Here is a 17,132-nt window from a genome sequence, read left to right as displayed (position 1 = left end):
GACGCCGAGCGTACTTCACTAGATTAAATTTAAGCATGCAAAATGATATTTTTTAAACGATGCCATAAATGAGTCGTTTGATATGTCTGATCGCATTCGAGAAAAACTACAGATTCTTGCCGATGCTGCTAAATATGATGTGTCTTGTTCATCAAGTGGCAGTGACCGTAAAAATAAAGACAAAGGTCTAGGTGATGCCAGTCATTCAGGAATTTGCCATAGCTATACCGAAGATGGCCGCTGTGTATCTCTCTTAAAAATTCTATTTAGTAATGTTTGTATTTTTGACTGCGCTTACTGTGTTTCACGCCGTTCTAATGACGTTCAGCGTGCAGCATTTACAGTGCAAGAAGTCGTAGACTTAACCATTAATTTTTACCGCCGTAATTATATTGAAGGCTTATTTTTAAGCTCAGGCATTTTTAAATCGGCCGATCACACGATGGAACGTATGCTTCAAGTTGTGAAGAAGCTGCGTCTTGAAGAAAACTTTAATGGCTATATTCATTTAAAAACCATTCCGGGAGCATCGCCTGAACTGATTCATGAAGCAGGTTTATATGCTGACCGAATGAGTATTAATTTAGAGATGCCAACTGAGATTGGGCTAAAAACTTTTGCACCAGAAAAATCACATCAGGAAGTACAAAAAGATTTAGGTTTGGTTCGCGACAGGCTCATTCAGCTTAAAGATGAGCGACAAATCATTAAGCATGTGCCGAAATATGTACCAGCGGGGCAGACTACGCAAATGGTGGTAGGTGCTCATCAAGAGTCAGACCAAGATGTCTTGTTTATGGCAGACAAGCACTACAAAGAATTTAAGCTCAAACGCGTCTATTTTTCGGGTTATATCCCAATTAATACCGAAAATAATTACTTACCCGCAGTAGGTTCTGCACCGCCATTACTTCGTGAAAATCGTCTCTATCAAAGCGATTGGTTGATGCGTTTTTATGGCTTTCAGGTCAATGAAATCGTCAATGAAAAACACCCAAACTTAGATCTTGATGTAGACCCCAAATTAAGCTGGGCTTTAAGGCATCCTGAGCAGTTTCCGGTAGATTTAAATCGTGCCGATTATCAAATGATTTTGCGTGTACCAGGTATTGGAGTGAAATCGGCTAAAAAAATTGTGCAAGCTCGACGTTTTGGAAAAATCCATATCGATTTACTTAAAAAACTCGGCGTGGCCTATCAGCGTGCAAGGTTCTTTATTCGCTGTGAAGACAGCCCAAAATTTCAAAAAGAATTATCTTCAAGTTTTATTCGGCAGCAGATTTTAATGCAGGGTTCATCGAAATATGTGCAGCAGCTTTCGCCACAATTAAGCCTTGGGTTTTAGTCATGTTTAATGATGAGGTGGCTTACTATTTTGATGGTTCAATGGTTGGGCTGCTGAGCTGTGTTTTTCGCGCATTTCAATTTAAAGAATTACAGGTCAAACTCTGTTTATATGATGCAGCTCAACATGGGTTATTTGCCGATAAAATTGAGATTTCAAATAACGAGCATCATGCCGAGCGTGTTTGGTCTGCGCTACAAAAAAAGCTGTCATCTTCTTCGTTAAGACAATTTTATTTTGCCTCTTTATCTGAGTCTTTAGATGCCTATCAGCATTTATTTAATTACTGTATTTATGTGTTTACTAGCCATTTTTCCGTAGAAAAAGATTATTCAAATCCTAGTGTTTTGGCGATTGCGCAGTGGACGAAAAAGGTCGGGCGAGAGAAGCATCGGATGGAGGCTTTTATTCGTTTTAAGAAAACCAAAGATGAGCTTTTTTTAAGTTTAGTTCGTCCCGATTTTAATGTTTTACCACTTATTCAGCCCCATTTTAAAAGACGGTATCAAGATCAACGTTGGCTAATTTATGATGAGAAACGTAAGTTCGGGCTGTATTATGATTTGCAAGAAATACATGAAGTTTCACTCGAAGCTTCCGAGGTTGACCGTAATTTAAAAAATGGAATGAGTCAAAGCTTTCAGCTTGAGTTAGATGAGCAAGAAGTTTTGTATGACCAACTTTGGAAGGATTATTTTAACAGCGTAAATATTACTGAACGCCAAAATATAAAACTTCACGTGCAATATTTACCAAAACGTTACTGGCGCTATTTAAATGAAAAATTGATGGAATATTAAAGTTTTAAATTCATAAAAAATAGTTCAGCAGGTTTTCTTATTGTTCAAAGATATAATTTAAATGCACTTTATGTGGCTTTGGGCGTATACTTTTGCCCGTTATAAATGACGGCATATCCCCAAAGGTGTACTGTGAGTGTTATACAGCGAGAATGGTTACAGATTTTAAAACCAAATTTTAAGGTTTTACCTTTAAAAGAGCGGTTGCTTTGCGGTATTGGAGCACTGTGTGGTTTAGCAATTTCTTCCTTAATTAGCTGGTATGTTCTAGGCGGAATTAATGCTTGGTACATTGCACCCATGGGTGCCTCATCTGTTTTATTATTTGCTGTGCCAACCAGTCCTTTGGCTCAACCATGGAATGTCATTGTTGGTAATACTTTAGCCGGAATTATTGGGGTTGCCTGCGCACAGTGGATTCCTGATTTAACCACGGCTTTTAGTGTTGCGGTGGGTTTTGCCATATTTTTGATGATGACCACAGACTCCCTTCATCCACCGAGTGGTGCTGTAGCCATTACGGCTGTTTTGGGTGGGGCAGCAATTCATAAATTAGGCTTTTATTTCATTTTTTATCCAGTTTTACTTAACTCTTTACTCTTACTCGGTTTCGCCGTCTTTTTTAATAGATTAATTGGTAGACATTATCCAGTTACTGCACATCTTAATGAGCGGAGTAAAGACCCTACACCAACTCAAAAAGTATCCATTCAGCCGAAAGATATTGAATACGCATTAGGACATCACACAGAACTATTAGATATCAGTCAATACGACTTAGAAAAAATCATTTTAGAAGCTCAAGAGCATGCCAATGAACGTATGGTGAATCAATATACCTGTCAGGATATTATGAGCCGTGATGTAATCAAGTTACATGAAGATGATGATATTCATCAGGCATTAGATAAATTTAAACAAGTGAACTTAATGAGCTTACCTGTGGTCAATGCTGAAAATCATTTGGTGGGCACTTTAGCTTTATATGAGGTTGTTGAATGGTTTAAAGGTGCAGCTGACCCAAGAAACTCTTGGCAGCACTATGTAAAGCAAATTATGAGCCGTCGAGTGGTTACAGTACTGCCTACCCAACCTATTCAAGATCTGGTGCCATACTTTGTTGAAAAGTCTTTTAACTATATTCCTGTGGTTGAAGAGCGTAAGCTAATTGGAATGATTAGCCGTGCAGATATGATTGCTGCGTTACAGCAACAGTTAAATCGTAAGTTAGAATTTTAAGAATAAAAAAAAGCTACGGTTGATTAGGGGGATGCAACCGTAGCGACCAAAGTTATTAATTAACGTACTTGTTCTTCATTTACTGTTCGAACGGAGGAGCTATAGCCTTCAATATGTTCTGGCTGTTTTTTCGGAATGACTAACCATAAAACTAAGTAAACTAAAATTCCTGGAAAGGCCGCACTCATAACGGAGATAACAACAAAAATGATGCGTAATAAAGTCACGTTCCAACCAAAACGTTCAGCAATACCACCCATTACACCGGCGATCATGCTATGTCGGTTCGAGCGATATAAACCAGAACTGGCCATCTAATTCTCCTTAAAGATAAAAAGTTACAAGAAGCTATTGCTCTCTTGCTTAATAAAAATATGGAGACGAAATAAAGGGTTTAAAGTCCTCTTAAAAGTAAAATGGTTAAAATATGTAAAGGATTGGAATGAACGAATCCAACATCAACTAAAATGCACCTTTTCAGGGCTTAAAGGTTTATGGCAGTAATTGGTCAGTGCCTGAAATGAATATAAATGTGGCTGTTGCTGTTATCTGTGAATCATGTATATGTCTTTGAAACGGTCTGGGTTTTTAGTTAAGCATTTGGTTGTAGGTGCTATTATGTGCCTGTCACTGAGTGCTTGCGACATAAACCATACCAACTCAAAAGAACACTCTAGTGCAAGTTCTAATTCCGCACATGAAGAAAATTTAATAAAAACTAGCACATCTACAAAAACATTAGATTATGTAGCAGGACGTACTTTTTTACCTGAAGAAAATGTAGATCAAACCAAAAAATTAAGTGGAACCTCATTGCAATATGTAGGGCGGTATCACACCCGAATTTCATGTGAGGATGCTTTTGCTGATTGTGAGTCGGGAGAAGCGGAATACATTTTAAATTTATTACCTAATGGATCGGCTTATTGGAATGTTGTACATTTTGGCCGTGTGGGAAGCAAAGATGGGGCAAAAAGTGCCGCTGTAAATGAATTGTGTCCTTCTTTAAATTGGACGGTAGATGAAAAAGAGCATGAGTTAACCATTCAATGTCCTTTATCTAACGTTAATTTTTATTTTAATTTTGATTCAAACAAAAGATTGGTCGTAAATCTGGAAAAACTTTTTTATAGGGACTATGGTAAAAATCGTGAATTTTTAGAGCAAAATTATTTTGTTCCAAACCAGCCTTATGTTTTAACTAAAGAATAAATATTAAATTTTACTGGAATAAAAAAGAGCGCAATATAAATTGCGCTCTTTTCACATTACTATTTAAAAATTATTAGTAATCGAAGCTAAAGTGTTCAACCGGTAACGAAGTTAATGTGCGTGAAGTTGTCACCATTGATTCTGCATGGCCTTGGGCACGTGGTAATAAACGGTCAAAGTAGAAATCAGCAACTTTGATTTTTGCTTTATAGAATTCAGCAGTTTCTTGACCATTACCCGCTTCTAATTTCTCAGAAGCAACCACAGCTTGTTGAGCCCAGAAATAAGCCATCATCACGTAGCCTGAGAACATCAAGAAATCTACAGAAGCAGAAGATACGATGTCACGGTCTTTACGCGCAGCAAGCATAATACGAACTGTTAAAGTGTTCCATTGTGCGCAAAGCTTAGTTAAGTCCCAAGCGAAACGGCGTAAGTATTTATTACGTGCATGTGTAGCGCAGAATTTTAAGATTTCAGCAGTGTATTCACGAACGACTTTACCTTTTGAGCTTAACAACACTTTACGGCCGATTAAGTCGAGTGCCTGAACACCAGTTGTTCCCTCGTATAAAGTCGCAATACGTGCATCACGTGCGATTTGTTCCATGCCCCATTCTTTAATATAACCATGGCCGCCGTAAACTTGCATACCATGGTTAGCAGCTTCTAAACCAAGTTCAGTTAAGAAACCTTTTAAAATTGGCGTATAGAAACCAAGTTTATCATCATAGTCTTCGTAAGCAGCTTGGTCACCACGTGCTAATGCATCTGTCATTTTGTCAGCGATTTGAGCAGCGTAGTAAATCATTGAGCGACCGCCTTCAGCGATTGCTTTTTGAGTTAATAGCATACGACGTACGTCTGCATGATGAATGATGGCATCAGCAACTTTATCTGGATCTTTTTTACCAGAAAGTGCACGCATTGACATACGATCTTTGGCATAAGGTAATGCGCCTTGGAAAGATAACTCGGCATGTGCAATACCTTGAACAGCAGTACCAATACGTGCTGTATTCATGAAGGTAAACATCGCATGTAGACCTTTGTTAACTTCACCAATTAAATAACCAGTTGCATTATCAAAGTTTAAGACAGCAGTTGCAGAAGCACGGATTCCCATTTTGTGTTCGATTGAACCACAAGTCACTGTATTACGTTCACCGACACCACCTTCGGCTGTAGGCATGAACTTAGGTACGATGAATAATGAAATACCACGAGTACCAGCAGGTGCATCTGGAAGACGAGCAAGAACAATATGAATAATATTTTCAGTTAAATCATGTTCACCAGCAGAAATGAAGATTTTTGTACCAGTGATTTTATAAGTGCCATCTGCTTGAGGTTCAGCTTTAGTTTTAACTTGTCCCAAGTCTGTACCACATTGAGGTTCGGTTAAGCACATTGTGCCGCTCCAAGTTCCTTCCACAAGCTTAGGCATATACGTTTGTTTTTGCTCATCAGTACCGAATTGCAAAATGGTATTCATACAACCCGAACTTAAGCCTGGGTACATCGTAAATGACCAGTTTGCAGTACCCATCATTTCCGATTTAATCAGGTTTAATGACATTGGTAGGCCTTGACCACCAAATTCTTCTGGATAAGAAAGACCTTGCCAACCGCCCATTACGAATTGGTCATAAGCTTCTTTAAAGCCTTTAGGTGTGGTTACTTCACCGTTGTCAAAATGGCAACCTTCTTCATCACCAGATTGGTTAAGTGGCGACAACACGTTTTCACAATAATCTGCCGCACCTTCAAGAATCATATCAACTGTATCTGGATCTGCATTTTCACCATTTGATAAAGTTTTATAGTGAGCAGGGTAATCTAATACTTCATTCATTAAGAAACGAATATCATGTAGCGGAGCTTTATATGCTGGCATGGCTTTAATCCTAATTTTGAATCATTGTGGGATTATCTGAATCGATGATTTGATTATTCACTCACTTGATAAAAATACAATGATAATCACATCCGAAAGAAATGTCAGAAAAGCGAATTTTGTCGAAAATAAATACACCTGAAAATACATTTTCTGCTACATTCAGGACTTATACTTTTATGTGAAAAAACAACTATTTTCTTATTTTTAGCAAGTTTTGTTAAAAAGATAAAGCTATAAGGTTTTAAAAAAGGTTATGCATTTAAAATATCTCAGTTTATGTTTATTTAGTTTGGGTTTGACCGCATGTGCGCAGCATAACCTACGTCCATCAGTAGGATCTGCCAACTTAGATCAAAAAGTCATTCAGGGTATGAATGCAATGTATGAGTACCCAAGCTATGACTACCGTGGGCATTTTAAAGTTAATGTTGATCCAAATCAGCCCAAGAAAACAGGCGCTGTAGAGAAAACGGTTCAGCTTGATGCTGAAGTGCAAAAAAAAGTAGATCAATATTTACGTGAACAAAAAACTAATTTGAATAAAAAACAGAAGCAGGCGCTTTATGCCGCAATTGCAAATGAGCAATCTATTTCGGGTGTATCTGACGAATCACGTTCAGAAAAAGTAAATGCCGTATTAATTAATTTATTAAATGATCTCCAATTTAGTTACGATGGTTCAGTTCATTACCGTCAAAAAATGGGGTCTTTAAACCTCACTGCAAGATATGAGAAACCAACGCTTTTGGTGCAGGCAAAATTGCCAATGGTGCTTGATCTGAAAGACTATAAATTTTACGTTAACTATTTCGGATTAATGCCTTATTTGGTGAATAAAGATAATCAAAATAACTTGGCGTATGTCGATTTTTCAAAATATAAAAATCTGTTTACAAACGTCGATATGAAGAAGTTTGTTGAATATGCGAAGGCTTCTAGTGCGGTATCTTATCGTTTAGCTGAACCACAAAATTTACAGCGGTTACTAGTTACCGATGCTGACCGTAAAGCCGGAATTGTAGAAAAAATTCGTTTAAAAGATACGGTTGAAGGGTTATTGCTGCAATCGGAACTCTATGGTCAAGTCAATGAAAAATATTTGCAAAAAAATGTTTTAGGGGTTGATGACCAAAAGATTGCCGAAACTATAGCAACTGAACTTGCTGCTTCTGAAGCTAAGAAGAAGGCGAATGGTACTGAGGGACAGAAGGTTTCTTCTGAAGATGCAGCGGCAGTCAGCCAGCAACTTTATTCACTCATTAATGCTCATTTTGGCAATACATTTGCTTTGGAAGGTGATGAAGAACAAGCGAGTGCAGAACAAGAAACAGCAGCAGATGAGGCTACTGATTCAGCTCAAGCAGAAGACGTTGCTGTAGCAGATGCTGAACCAACTACACAAGATGAAGAAGTGGCCACACTTACAGAAGATCAGTGTGTTGAATTGCAGTCTTTTAAGAAACCAGTCGCGTTAGGTGATATCAATTACTGTCAAATTTACGGTATTGATGTGCTTGATCGGAGCGCTGTAAATACTGAAAAAACTCAAATTAAAGCTCGTCGAGCTGCACTAAAACAAACTTTTGCAGCTTATGATCAGAATCAGTTCATTAATGAGGATGCATTCAAAGCTTTATGGTTAAAACATAAAGCAGAGATTGAACAAGCTTTACCAAAACAAAGAAATCCAATTACGATTGATGTGGGACTTGATGAAAAAGGCCGTCTAGTCAATGCTGATTACGATGTTGCATATACACCAGCTGAATTTAACCATCGCTTTAATATTAAAGCAGATATGCAAATTTTAAATTATGGTAAAGCAACTTCAATTGACCAGCAGCAACTTAAACAAGCTAAATCAGTTGCAGAGGCAAGTAAGGGTTCGCTATTTGAAAACTTCGTAAAAGGCTTTAGTGAAAAACTTGGGCAGAGTGATATTTCTGAACATCCAGTTGGCTTACATAGCGATATACAAGATCTAGATTCGAATTTAGCGTTATTGGCTGATAAAACTTATGATGCAACAAGTGCCTACGATAAAACGTATAAGGCTGTGTTTATTGCAAAATTGACTGCCGAAAAACCGTCATATATTCATTATTATTCAGTTCAACAGTTGCAAGAAATTGCTGAAGTTTATGCTTATTGGTTCTCTGAAGAAGAAACCTATAACCCTCAAGGTAAGGCTTTAGAGCGTATTGAGGCATTGCAGAAAAAGCATCATCTTGAACAAGAAGACCAATTTGATAATGATTTAGGCCGAGCTGTGGACCATATTGTGATTACAACAATACAAAGTAAAGCAGGGCGTGAAGAATGGCAAAAATTACAGAAACAATATAAGCAACCTGAGCAACTCTTCTCAAAACAATATCAATTAAAATTTGAACAACAAAATGGTGCTTCTGCTGAAGAAAAACCATTGTTGTCAGAAACAGCTGATATTTTAGGGAAGGCTTATGCTGCTGCACGTAAACAGCAGCTTACGGAAAAAACAATTCAGAATTTAAAACCTGAACATAATGAATTTATTGATTATGAGATTTTCCGAGATGTTTATAAGCAGATGGTTACAGCTAAAAAATAATAGATGAGATAAAAAAAGAACCTACTTCGTGTAGGTTCTTTTTTGACTTATAGAAAATCTTTTAATTCTGGCTTTACGCCATTCCAGATATAGAAGGCTTCAATGGCTTGGCCAACTAGCATGCCAAAACCTTCCGCATAAGGGATATCGCGCTGTTTAGCTTGATCAAGGAAGCTAGATGGCTTGCCATAAGCCATCTCATAAGCATGTTTGAATTGTAGTTTTTCAGGGAGTTGTAGAGCATCTCCTGAAAGACTTGCAGATGTTGCATTAATGACAAGGTCAAAATTCCCTTCTAATGCATTTAGAGAAATTGCTTGTAATTGAGCTTGTGGAACTGCTGCTTTTAAGTCATCTACAAGTTGTTCAGCACGAGCGAGAGTTCGGTTTGCAATCACAATTTTTTTTGCACCAGTCTGTACAAGCGGGTAAATAACACCACGAGTCGCACCACCAGCCCCCAAAATTAAAATATTTGTATTTTCTAGCTTCCAATCCAAAGCTTGAATTGCAGCTACTAAGCCTTGGCCATCAGTATTATCACCGTGCAATTTGCCATTTTCCATCCATAACGTATTCACTGCTTTCGCAATCTGGGCACGTTCGGTTAACACATCACATAAAGCAAAAGCTTGTTCTTTAAACGGCACGGTAACGTTCATGCCACTTCCGCCATTTGCAAAGAAACTACGCATGCTTGACTCAAAACCGTCGAGTGGGGCAAGACGTTTTTGATAGTCGAGATCAACACCTGTTTTTTGAGCGAAAGCATGATGCAATTCAGGAGAGCGTGATTGTTCGATCGGGTTGCCAATTACTGCAAACTGTTTGGTCATTCTTATATCCAAAATTTTAAAATGGCATGAAGCAGTTAAAAACGTGTGCTGAATATTCAGCAGGCCTCACTATAAGCCAAATTGGAATAAGAAAAAATATTTGAATGAGGTACAGAAAAATGAAAATAAAAAGGAGATTCTTTAGGGTGGAAGCCAAAGAATCTCTGAAAAGCAAAAAATTAAGCGACCTTTTCTTTTAGATTTAACCAGTCACGAGGTTTTAGGTAATAGTCGGTTAAACGTTTCTCTGGTGAGTCTTCATCCCATTCTGGACGATACGACCAACCTGCAAGATTCGGTAGACTCACTAAAATAGATTCAATACGTCCACCTGTTTGTAAACCAAACAATGTTCCGCGGTCATACACTAAGTTGTATTCGACATATCTGCCGCGGCGGTAAAGCTGAAATTCGCGTTGAGCTTCGGTGTAAGGCTGTTCACGGTGTTTTTCAAAAATTGGCAAGATGGCATTTAAATAACCATTGCCTACAGCTTGAATATATTTAAAGCAAGTTTCGAAATCCCAGCCATTGAGGTCATCAAAAAATAAACCGCCAACACCGCGTTGCTCATCACGATGTTTTAAATAGAAATAATCATCACACCATTTTTTATGTTCAGCATAAACATTGTCACCAAAAGGCTGACATAGGTCGTAAGCCGCTTGATGCCAATCGATAACATCTTGTTCATCTGGATAAAATGGAGTTAAGTCAAAACCACCACCAAACCACCAAATCGGATCTTGACCTTCACGTTCTGCAACGAATAAACGTACATTGGCATGAGAAGTTGGAATATTGGGGTTTTTAGGATGAATGACTAATGAGACACCAAGCGCTTGAGCTTTAGCACCAGCAATTTGAGGGTGTCTTTCTGTAGCAGAAGCGGGCAATTTACTAATGTTGATGTGAGAAAACATCACACCGCCTTTTTCAATTACCGTACCATTTTGCAAAACACGCGAACGACCACCACCGCCTTCAGGACGTTCCCAATCATCAATAATAAATTCACTCGTACCACCGCCAGCTTTTTCTTGTTGTTCTAAACCAGCACATATACGAGCTTGTAAATCGAGGAGAAATTCGCGGACACGTTGAATATCTGTTGAAGTCGGATGTTGCATAGTGACCCTCAAAGATGATTGAGATAGGAGATAGATACATCAAAACACAAAACCATAAAAAAAGTAAGGGATTTTTAAGAAATGTCTCAAAAATCCCTTTCAATGATTTTAAATTTATAATTTTGGCTTAAAAATCATCTTTTTGATAAAGGTGATCCATACGTTCACGTTTGGTTTTTAAATATTGTTCGTTAAAAGGGTTGCGTCCAACCGTTAATGGAACACGGCCCACCACATTAATCCCCTGATCTTTGAGTGCCTGAATTTTCAAAGGATTATTGGTAATTAATTTAACTTCTTTTACTGCTAAGTGATCTAGCATGATGCTACACATGTCATAACGACGTGCATCGGCAGGTAAATTTAAAAGTAAATTAGCATCTACAGTGTCATGACCCTGATCTTGTAATGCATAGGCGCGAATTTTGTTGGTCAGTCCAATGCCACGGCCTTCTTGACGTAAATATAAAATAACGCCTTGTCCTGCCTCGTTGATGAGCTTTTGAGTTGCCTGTAATTGAGGACCACAGTCGCATTTTAATGACGCAAAAGCATCACCTGTTAAGCATTCTGAATGTACACGAACCAAAACAGGACCTGTGGGTGGATTTTCTAACCCCTTAGAAAGTGCCACATGTTCTTCACCTGATACTGGATCTTGAAACACAGAAATATTGAATTCACCAAAAGCGGTCGGGAGTTTTGATGTTGCAATGAACTCTATAGGCACAGATTAACTCATCTTTTAACCGAAAACGGTTTAAAGTATAGCGTAATGCTGGGAGATTGGTCGAATTGTCATAATGATTTTGCGCATGAAGGTTTTCTTTTTTGTATAAAGAAGACGATAATAGTTGATAAATAGTCAGATTATTCAGGATAATCTGCCAACCATACCCATACTGTATGAGAGACTGCTTTGCATGACCTCGTTCGCAAATGTGGCTGATTGAAGGTGACTTCATTCGATTGTATGATCGACCCATTTTGACCCAGCTTAGGATTTGCCAGGCTTATAAAGGCTTTGCCACATATGTTGTATACCGAAATTCCAACTCAACGCCCTGTTACGCCATTGTTAGATGCAATTGATCATCCTCAACAATTACGTCAGCTCGAGCATAGCCAATTGGTTCAAGTGGCTGATGAGTTGCGTCAATATATTTTATATGCAGCAGGCCAGAGTGGTGGCCATTTCGGTGCTAATCTCGGCGTGGTTGAGCTGACGGTTGCGCTGCATTATTGCTTTAATACTCCAAATGACCGATTAGTTTGGGATGTGGGCCATCAGGCGTATCCGCATAAAGTTCTGACAGGTCGTCGCGAACAAATGACGACGATTCGTTCTAAAAATGGTTTAGCAGCATTTCCAGCCAGAGAAGAATCAGTTTTCGATACATTCGGCGTAGGGCATTCATCAACAGCAATTTCGGCTGGTTTAGGGATGTCATTAGCACGTCGTTATCAAAACGATCCATGTGAAGTGGTTTGTATTGTCGGTGATGGTGCAATGACAGCGGGTATGGCATTTGAAGCCATGAACGATGCTGTGGCACATAATGCTGACTTAATTGTTGTGCTCAATGACAATGACATGTCGATTTCTTGTAGTACAGGTGGCTTTGCTAAGCATTTGGCTGCAATCTGGGAAAAAGGCCATTTAGTTAACCTTAATGAAGATGGCGAAGCGTATATACAGCCACATCCAAAATGGACGTATAACTCTCGTTTGCATCAATCAGCAACTGATGCAGCCGATAACTTATTTAAAGCAATTGGTTTTGATTACTTTGGTCCCTTCGACGGACATGACGTAAATCAATTGGCTCAAGTATTTAACGCTCTGAAAAAGCGTAAAGGTCCACGTTTAGTACACGTCTATACTAAAAAAGGTAAAGGTTTTATTCCTGCAGAAGCAGATCCGATTACCTATCATGCAATTAGCAAAATTAATGCAACCTCAGCTGGTAAAACACCACCTAAATACTCTGATGTATTTGGTCAGTGGTTATGTGATGAGGCGACCCAAGATGAGCGTCTACTCGCGATTACACCTGCGATGTGTGAAGGTTCAGGCATGGTTCAGTTTGCTAAAGAATTTCCACACAGATTCTTCGATGTTGCAATTGCTGAACAGCATGCTGTGACACTTGCAGCAGGAATGGCTTGTGAAGGTTTAAAACCTGTTGTTGCAATTTATTCGACCTTCTTGCAGCGTGGCTACGATCAGCTTATTCATGATGTTGCATTACAAAACCTTGATGTGACTTTCGGGATTGACCGTGCAGGTTTGGTGGGTGAAGATGGCCCAACGCATGCAGGTGCATATGATTATGCATACATGCGTACAGTTCCAAACATCGTCATTATGGCGCCAAAAGATGAAAATGAATGCCGTCAGATGCTTCATACAGCCTATGCCTATAATGGACCAGCTGCGGTACGTTACCCACGTGGTGCAGGTGTAGGTGTTGAAATTCAGCAAGAGTTGACTGCTATTGAATTAGGGAAAGCTGAAATCGTTGCTGAAATAAAGACGGGCTGTGAAGAGCAGATTACAATTTTAGCGTTTGGTAGTCGTGTTATGGTTGCCATAGAAGCTGCTGAACAATTTGCACAAAAACATGATGTGGGCGTGCGTGTTGTAAATATGCGTTTTGTGAAACCGCTAGATGAAAAAATTATTCGTGATCTGGCCGAGCACACTCATTTATTTGTCACTGTTGAAGAACATGCTGTAATGGGCGGGGCAGGCAGTGCTGTTAATGAATTTATGGCACAAGAACAAATTGTGAAGCCTATTATTAACTTAGGCTTGCCAGATTTGTTTTTACAACAGGCCTCACACGGACAAATGCTACAAGATTGTGGGTTAGATGCTAAAGGTATTTTGAACTCAATTGAGCGAGCTTGGCTCAAGTTAAATCAGGTCGTTTAAGCCTCAATAAAATTTTTGAAACATTTTCCCCCTAAAAGCGCAGATATTTGCTAAAATATCTGCGCTTTTATGCATTATTCTTTGTCAAAATCTTCAAATTTGTCTAGTGGGTGTTCAATGGAACCTATGGTGGTTATGGCTGCGCGTGCGGCTCAAACAGTTGGTCAAGAGCTTTTAAAAGCGCATCAAAATCGTCATAAACTCGATTTACAAGTTGAAGAGAAAGGCATTGATGGCCCGGTAACACGTGTAGATCGTTATTTAGAACAATTAGCGATTGATACGTTACGTAAAAGTTATAAGAACCATAGCTTCTTAGGTGAAGAATTTGGTCTGCAAGAAGGCAAAGGCCATGATGCAGAGTGGTGCTGGGTAATTGACCCGCTTGATGGCACACAAAACTTTATTAATGGTTTTCCTCATTTCTGTATTTCTATTGCAGTTCAACACAAAGGTGTTACTCAACACGGCGTAATCTACGATCCAGTACGTGATGAGTTATTCTCTGCTAGCCGTGGTCGCGGTGCAGTTATGAATCAACGCCGTATCCGTGCTAATGTAAAAGATACTTTAGAGAATACATTCTTGGCTGTAGGCCATCCTTACCGTGCCAAACGTGCTGGTGAAATCGTATCTTATGCAGAGCAGCACTTCGCATCATTATTAGCAGTTACTCAAGCTGGAGCACAAATTCGTCGTGGCGGTTCAGCTGCTCTAGATTTAGCATATGTAGCTGCTGGTCGTTTTGATGGTTTCTTTGAGCTTGGTTTAAAACCATGGGATATCGCTGCTGGTGAACTTATTCTTAAAGAAGCAGGCGGTGTAGTGGTTGATGCGCGTGGTGGTAATAACTCACTTGAAAATGGTCAAGTACTCGCATGTTCACTTAAACTGCTAAAACCATTAATGCAAACTGTTGTTCCGGCTTGGGACAAAGCTGCAAAATAATTTAGCTTATTATATATAAATAAAACCCTCTTTAATCAGAGGGTTTTGTGTTTTAAGTAAAGAGTAAATTAAATTAATTTAAGAAATATAAACAAAGTTGATTAAAATAGGTGACTTTTAAATTATTTCTGCTATAATCCGCCAACGCACTTAAATTTCCGTTCATTACCTGAACATTCTGTTCTATTCATTGTAAGCGCACGCTGTCCATAGAGAGGACCATTACTTGCGCCCCAATCGCTCAGCGATTCTTCAGGTTCGGCCGTAATCAAGCGTGCGTTTAGTCCACATCGTCGTTACTCGGATTGCTGCTGAAAAAACGTTTCAGCTAATTTTGCTTTGCCGCTTTTTGCCGATGTCTATTTTTTTGTATTTATTAAAAATGGAGCACCCACAAGGGTGAAACTCTCTATGAGCAAAACTTTTGCCGAATTTTCTTTGCATGAAACCTTACAACAAGCGCTTGAAGGTTTAGGTTTTACTGCCCCGACTCCTGTGCAAGAACAAGCAATTCCTGCTGCTTTAGAAGGTAAAGACCTTCTCGTATCAAGCCAAACTGGCTCTGGTAAAACTGCTGCATTCTTACTCCCAACATTAAATGCTTTAGCTGGTCAAGAGACTGTCGTACCGTTCAAAGACCGTATGAAAGCAGTGACTCAACCGAATATCTTGGTAATTTCACCAACTCGTGAATTGGCACAGCAAGTAAGCCAAGACGCAATTGCACTTGTACGTCACATGAAAGGTGTTCGTATTGCTGCCATTATGGGCGGTATGCCATTTGCAAAACAAATTCAACAATTAAAAGGCGCGCAAGTTGTTGTTGCGACACCTGGTCGTTTACTTGACTTGGTGAATCGTCGTCAAATTAAATTAGATCAAGTAGATGCTTTAATCGTTGATGAAGCGGACCGTATGCTTGACCTAGGTTTCTCTGAAGACTTAGAAGCAATTAGCGAATTAGCGGCTAACCGTAAACAAACATTAATGTTCTCTGCAACATTTGCTGATCGTATCATTCGTCTTGCATCATGCATGATGAAAGATCCTATGCGTATCGCAATTGAAACAGGTCATTCAACCAATACAGATATTACGCAAACATTGCATTGGACTGATGGCTTTGAACATAAGAAAAAATTACTTACCCATTGGTTAAGTGATGAAAACTTAGATCAAGCTGTTGTTTTTGCTAGCACGCAAGAAGATACAGATATGTTGGCAGAAGAACTTGCTGAAGCAGGTCATTCTGTAGTTGCGCTTCATGGTGCAATGCCACAAACGGTTCGTAACCGTCGTTTACGTAGTATTCGTGAAGGTCGTGCAAAAATCTTAGTTGCAACTGACGTTGCTGCTCGTGGTCTTGACGTACCGACTATTTCTCACGTAATTAACTTCGGTCTTCCGATGAAGCATGAAGATTATGTACACCGTATTGGTCGTACTGGTCGTGCTGGTCGTACTGGTCAAGCAATTACTTTAGCGACTTATCGTGAACGCGGTAAGATTCGTGCACTTGAAGAATATTTAGAAGCGCGTTTAAGTGTTTCTGAAATTGAAGGCTTAGAGCCATCTCCACCTCCTGCTCGTTCAGGTCGTGATGGCGGTGGTCGTGGTCGTGGTGGTAATGGCGGTAGCCGTGATGGTCGTCGTAGTGGCGGTGGTTTCGGTGGCGGTCGTCGTTTTGAAGGCGAAAGTAACTTCAAACGCCGTGAAGGTGGTCGTGATGACCGTCCACGTCGTAGCTTCGATGATAAACCACGTGGTGAACGTCCAGCGTTTGGCGGTGAAGATCGTCCGCGTCGCGAGTTCAATTCAGACCGTCCACGTCGTGAAGGTGGTTTTGAAGATCGTCCACGTCGTGAGTTCGGTTCAGATCGTCCACGTCGTGAAGGTGGTTTCAATGATAAACCGCGTTTTGACTCGAATGATGACAACCGTGGTAATCGTGTAGATTATAAACCACGTCGCGAAAGTGGTTTTGGTGACCGTCCAAAACGTAGCTTCGGTGGTGAAGATCGTCCGCGTCGTAGTTTTGATGACAAACCACGTGGTGAGCGTCCAGCGTTCGGCGGTGGTGATGATCGTCCAAAACGTAGCTTTGGTGGTGAAGACCGTCCGCGTCGTAGCTTCGATGATAAACCACGTGGTGAGCGTCCAGCGTTCGGCGGTGGTGATGATCGTCCAAAACGTA

Annotated in this window: 13 protein-coding genes; 8 read left to right on the top strand and 5 right to left on the bottom strand. The window is 39.6% G+C overall.

Features of this window, described 5'->3' with window-relative positions:
• Positions 1 to 82 precede the first annotated feature (82 nt).
• The 3 genes from OD757_RS11020 to OD757_RS11010 all read left to right on the top strand — a co-directional run bounded on the left by OD757_RS11020 (position 83) and on the right by OD757_RS11010 (position 3,384).
• Complete coding sequence (locus OD757_RS11020) at positions 83 to 1,345, top strand: putative DNA modification/repair radical SAM protein (protein WP_263031891.1); 1,263 nt, start codon at positions 83 to 85, stop codon at positions 1,343 to 1,345.
• A 2-nt stretch (positions 1,346 to 1,347) separates the two neighbouring features.
• Positions 1,348 to 2,145 (top strand): TIGR03915 family putative DNA repair protein, encoded by a 798-nt coding sequence (locus OD757_RS11015; protein WP_263031890.1) that lies wholly within the window; start codon positions 1,348 to 1,350, stop codon positions 2,143 to 2,145.
• A gap of 132 nt (positions 2,146 to 2,277) precedes the next feature.
• Positions 2,278 to 3,384 carry an HPP family protein gene (locus OD757_RS11010; RefSeq protein ID WP_263031889.1) on the top strand — a complete coding sequence of 369 codons (1,107 nt, stop codon included), beginning with the start codon at positions 2,278 to 2,280 and terminating at the stop codon, positions 3,382 to 3,384.
• A gap of 59 nt (positions 3,385 to 3,443) precedes the next feature.
• Here OD757_RS11010 and OD757_RS11005 read toward each other — a convergent pair whose 3' ends face one another.
• Positions 3,444 to 3,698, bottom strand: coding sequence for a PspC domain-containing protein (locus OD757_RS11005; protein WP_263031888.1), 255 nt, complete (start codon positions 3,696 to 3,698; stop codon positions 3,444 to 3,446).
• 250 nt (positions 3,699 to 3,948) lie between these two features.
• Between OD757_RS11005 and OD757_RS11000 the strand changes: the two genes are divergently transcribed.
• Positions 3,949 to 4,596: a hypothetical protein gene (locus tag OD757_RS11000; RefSeq protein ID WP_263031887.1), complete on the top strand. Its 648-nt coding sequence runs from the start codon at positions 3,949 to 3,951 to the stop codon at positions 4,594 to 4,596.
• 73 nt (positions 4,597 to 4,669) lie between these two features.
• Here OD757_RS11000 and OD757_RS10995 read toward each other — a convergent pair whose 3' ends face one another.
• On the bottom strand, positions 4,670 to 6,493 hold the full coding sequence (locus OD757_RS10995; RefSeq protein WP_009388005.1) for an acyl-CoA dehydrogenase C-terminal domain-containing protein: 1,824 nt from the start codon (positions 6,491 to 6,493) through the stop codon (positions 4,670 to 4,672).
• A gap of 256 nt (positions 6,494 to 6,749) precedes the next feature.
• Here OD757_RS10995 and OD757_RS10990 point away from each other — a divergent pair, with 256 nt between their 5' ends.
• Positions 6,750 to 9,086: a hypothetical protein gene (locus OD757_RS10990; RefSeq protein WP_263031886.1), complete on the top strand. Its 2,337-nt coding sequence runs from the start codon at positions 6,750 to 6,752 to the stop codon at positions 9,084 to 9,086.
• Positions 9,087 to 9,133: 47 nt separating this feature from the next.
• Here OD757_RS10990 and aroE read toward each other — a convergent pair whose 3' ends face one another.
• The 3 genes from aroE to ribA form a co-directional block, all read right to left on the bottom strand.
• Entirely contained in the window at positions 9,134 to 9,922 is a 789-nt protein-coding gene (aroE, locus tag OD757_RS10985) for a shikimate dehydrogenase (protein WP_263031885.1), read from the bottom strand.
• A 179-nt stretch (positions 9,923 to 10,101) separates the two neighbouring features.
• On the bottom strand, positions 10,102 to 11,052 hold the full coding sequence (gene hemF / locus OD757_RS10980) for an oxygen-dependent coproporphyrinogen oxidase (RefSeq protein WP_009388020.1): 951 nt from the start codon (positions 11,050 to 11,052) through the stop codon (positions 10,102 to 10,104).
• A 127-nt stretch (positions 11,053 to 11,179) separates the two neighbouring features.
• Positions 11,180 to 11,782, bottom strand: a complete 603-nt coding sequence (gene ribA, locus OD757_RS10975) for a GTP cyclohydrolase II (protein WP_009387992.1) — start codon at positions 11,780 to 11,782, stop codon at positions 11,180 to 11,182.
• 303 nt (positions 11,783 to 12,085) lie between these two features.
• On the opposite strand from ribA, the gene dxs reads away from it, so the two are divergent.
• From dxs to OD757_RS10960, 3 genes are all read left to right on the top strand, one after another.
• Positions 12,086 to 13,990, top strand: coding sequence for a 1-deoxy-D-xylulose-5-phosphate synthase (dxs, locus tag OD757_RS10970; protein WP_263031884.1), 1,905 nt, complete (start codon positions 12,086 to 12,088; stop codon positions 13,988 to 13,990).
• A gap of 117 nt (positions 13,991 to 14,107) precedes the next feature.
• Positions 14,108 to 14,938 carry an inositol monophosphatase family protein gene (locus tag OD757_RS10965; RefSeq protein ID WP_009388022.1) on the top strand — a complete coding sequence of 277 codons (831 nt, stop codon included), beginning with the start codon at positions 14,108 to 14,110 and terminating at the stop codon, positions 14,936 to 14,938.
• A gap of 411 nt (positions 14,939 to 15,349) precedes the next feature.
• Positions 15,350 to 17,132: DEAD/DEAH box helicase (locus OD757_RS10960; RefSeq protein ID WP_263031883.1), on the top strand; the 1,783-nt coding region annotated here is incomplete at its 3' end.

Origin of the sequence: Acinetobacter sp. AYS6 (assembly GCF_025630795.1) — a bacterium.
In the GTDB taxonomy this organism is placed as follows: Bacteria; Pseudomonadota; Gammaproteobacteria; order Pseudomonadales; family Moraxellaceae; genus Acinetobacter.
Note: the sequence above shows the minus strand (reverse complement) of the source record. Positions and strands in the feature narration are given on the sequence as shown.

Bases quoted from the DNA above. Each gene is read 5' to 3' on its own strand.
- OD757_RS11020 (WP_263031891.1), top strand. From the start codon at position 83: ATGTCTGATCGCATTCGAGAAAAACTACAGATTCTTGCCGATGCTGCT.
- OD757_RS11015 (WP_263031890.1), top strand. From the start codon at position 1,348: ATGTTTAATGATGAGGTGGCTTACTATTTTGATGGTTCAATGGTTGGG.
- OD757_RS11005 (WP_263031888.1), bottom strand. From the start codon at position 3,698: ATGGCCAGTTCTGGTTTATATCGCTCGAACCGACATAGCATGATCGCC.
- OD757_RS11000 (WP_263031887.1), top strand. From the start codon at position 3,949: ATGTCTTTGAAACGGTCTGGGTTTTTAGTTAAGCATTTGGTTGTAGGT.
- OD757_RS10995 (WP_009388005.1), bottom strand. From the start codon at position 6,493: ATGCCAGCATATAAAGCTCCGCTACATGATATTCGTTTCTTAATGAAT.
- OD757_RS10990 (WP_263031886.1), top strand. From the start codon at position 6,750: ATGCATTTAAAATATCTCAGTTTATGTTTATTTAGTTTGGGTTTGACC.
- aroE (WP_263031885.1), bottom strand. From the start codon at position 9,922: ATGACCAAACAGTTTGCAGTAATTGGCAACCCGATCGAACAATCACGC.
- hemF (WP_009388020.1), bottom strand. From the start codon at position 11,052: ATGCAACATCCGACTTCAACAGATATTCAACGTGTCCGCGAATTTCTC.
- dxs (WP_263031884.1), top strand. From the start codon at position 12,086: ATGTTGTATACCGAAATTCCAACTCAACGCCCTGTTACGCCATTGTTA.
- OD757_RS10965 (WP_009388022.1), top strand. From the start codon at position 14,108: ATGGAACCTATGGTGGTTATGGCTGCGCGTGCGGCTCAAACAGTTGGT.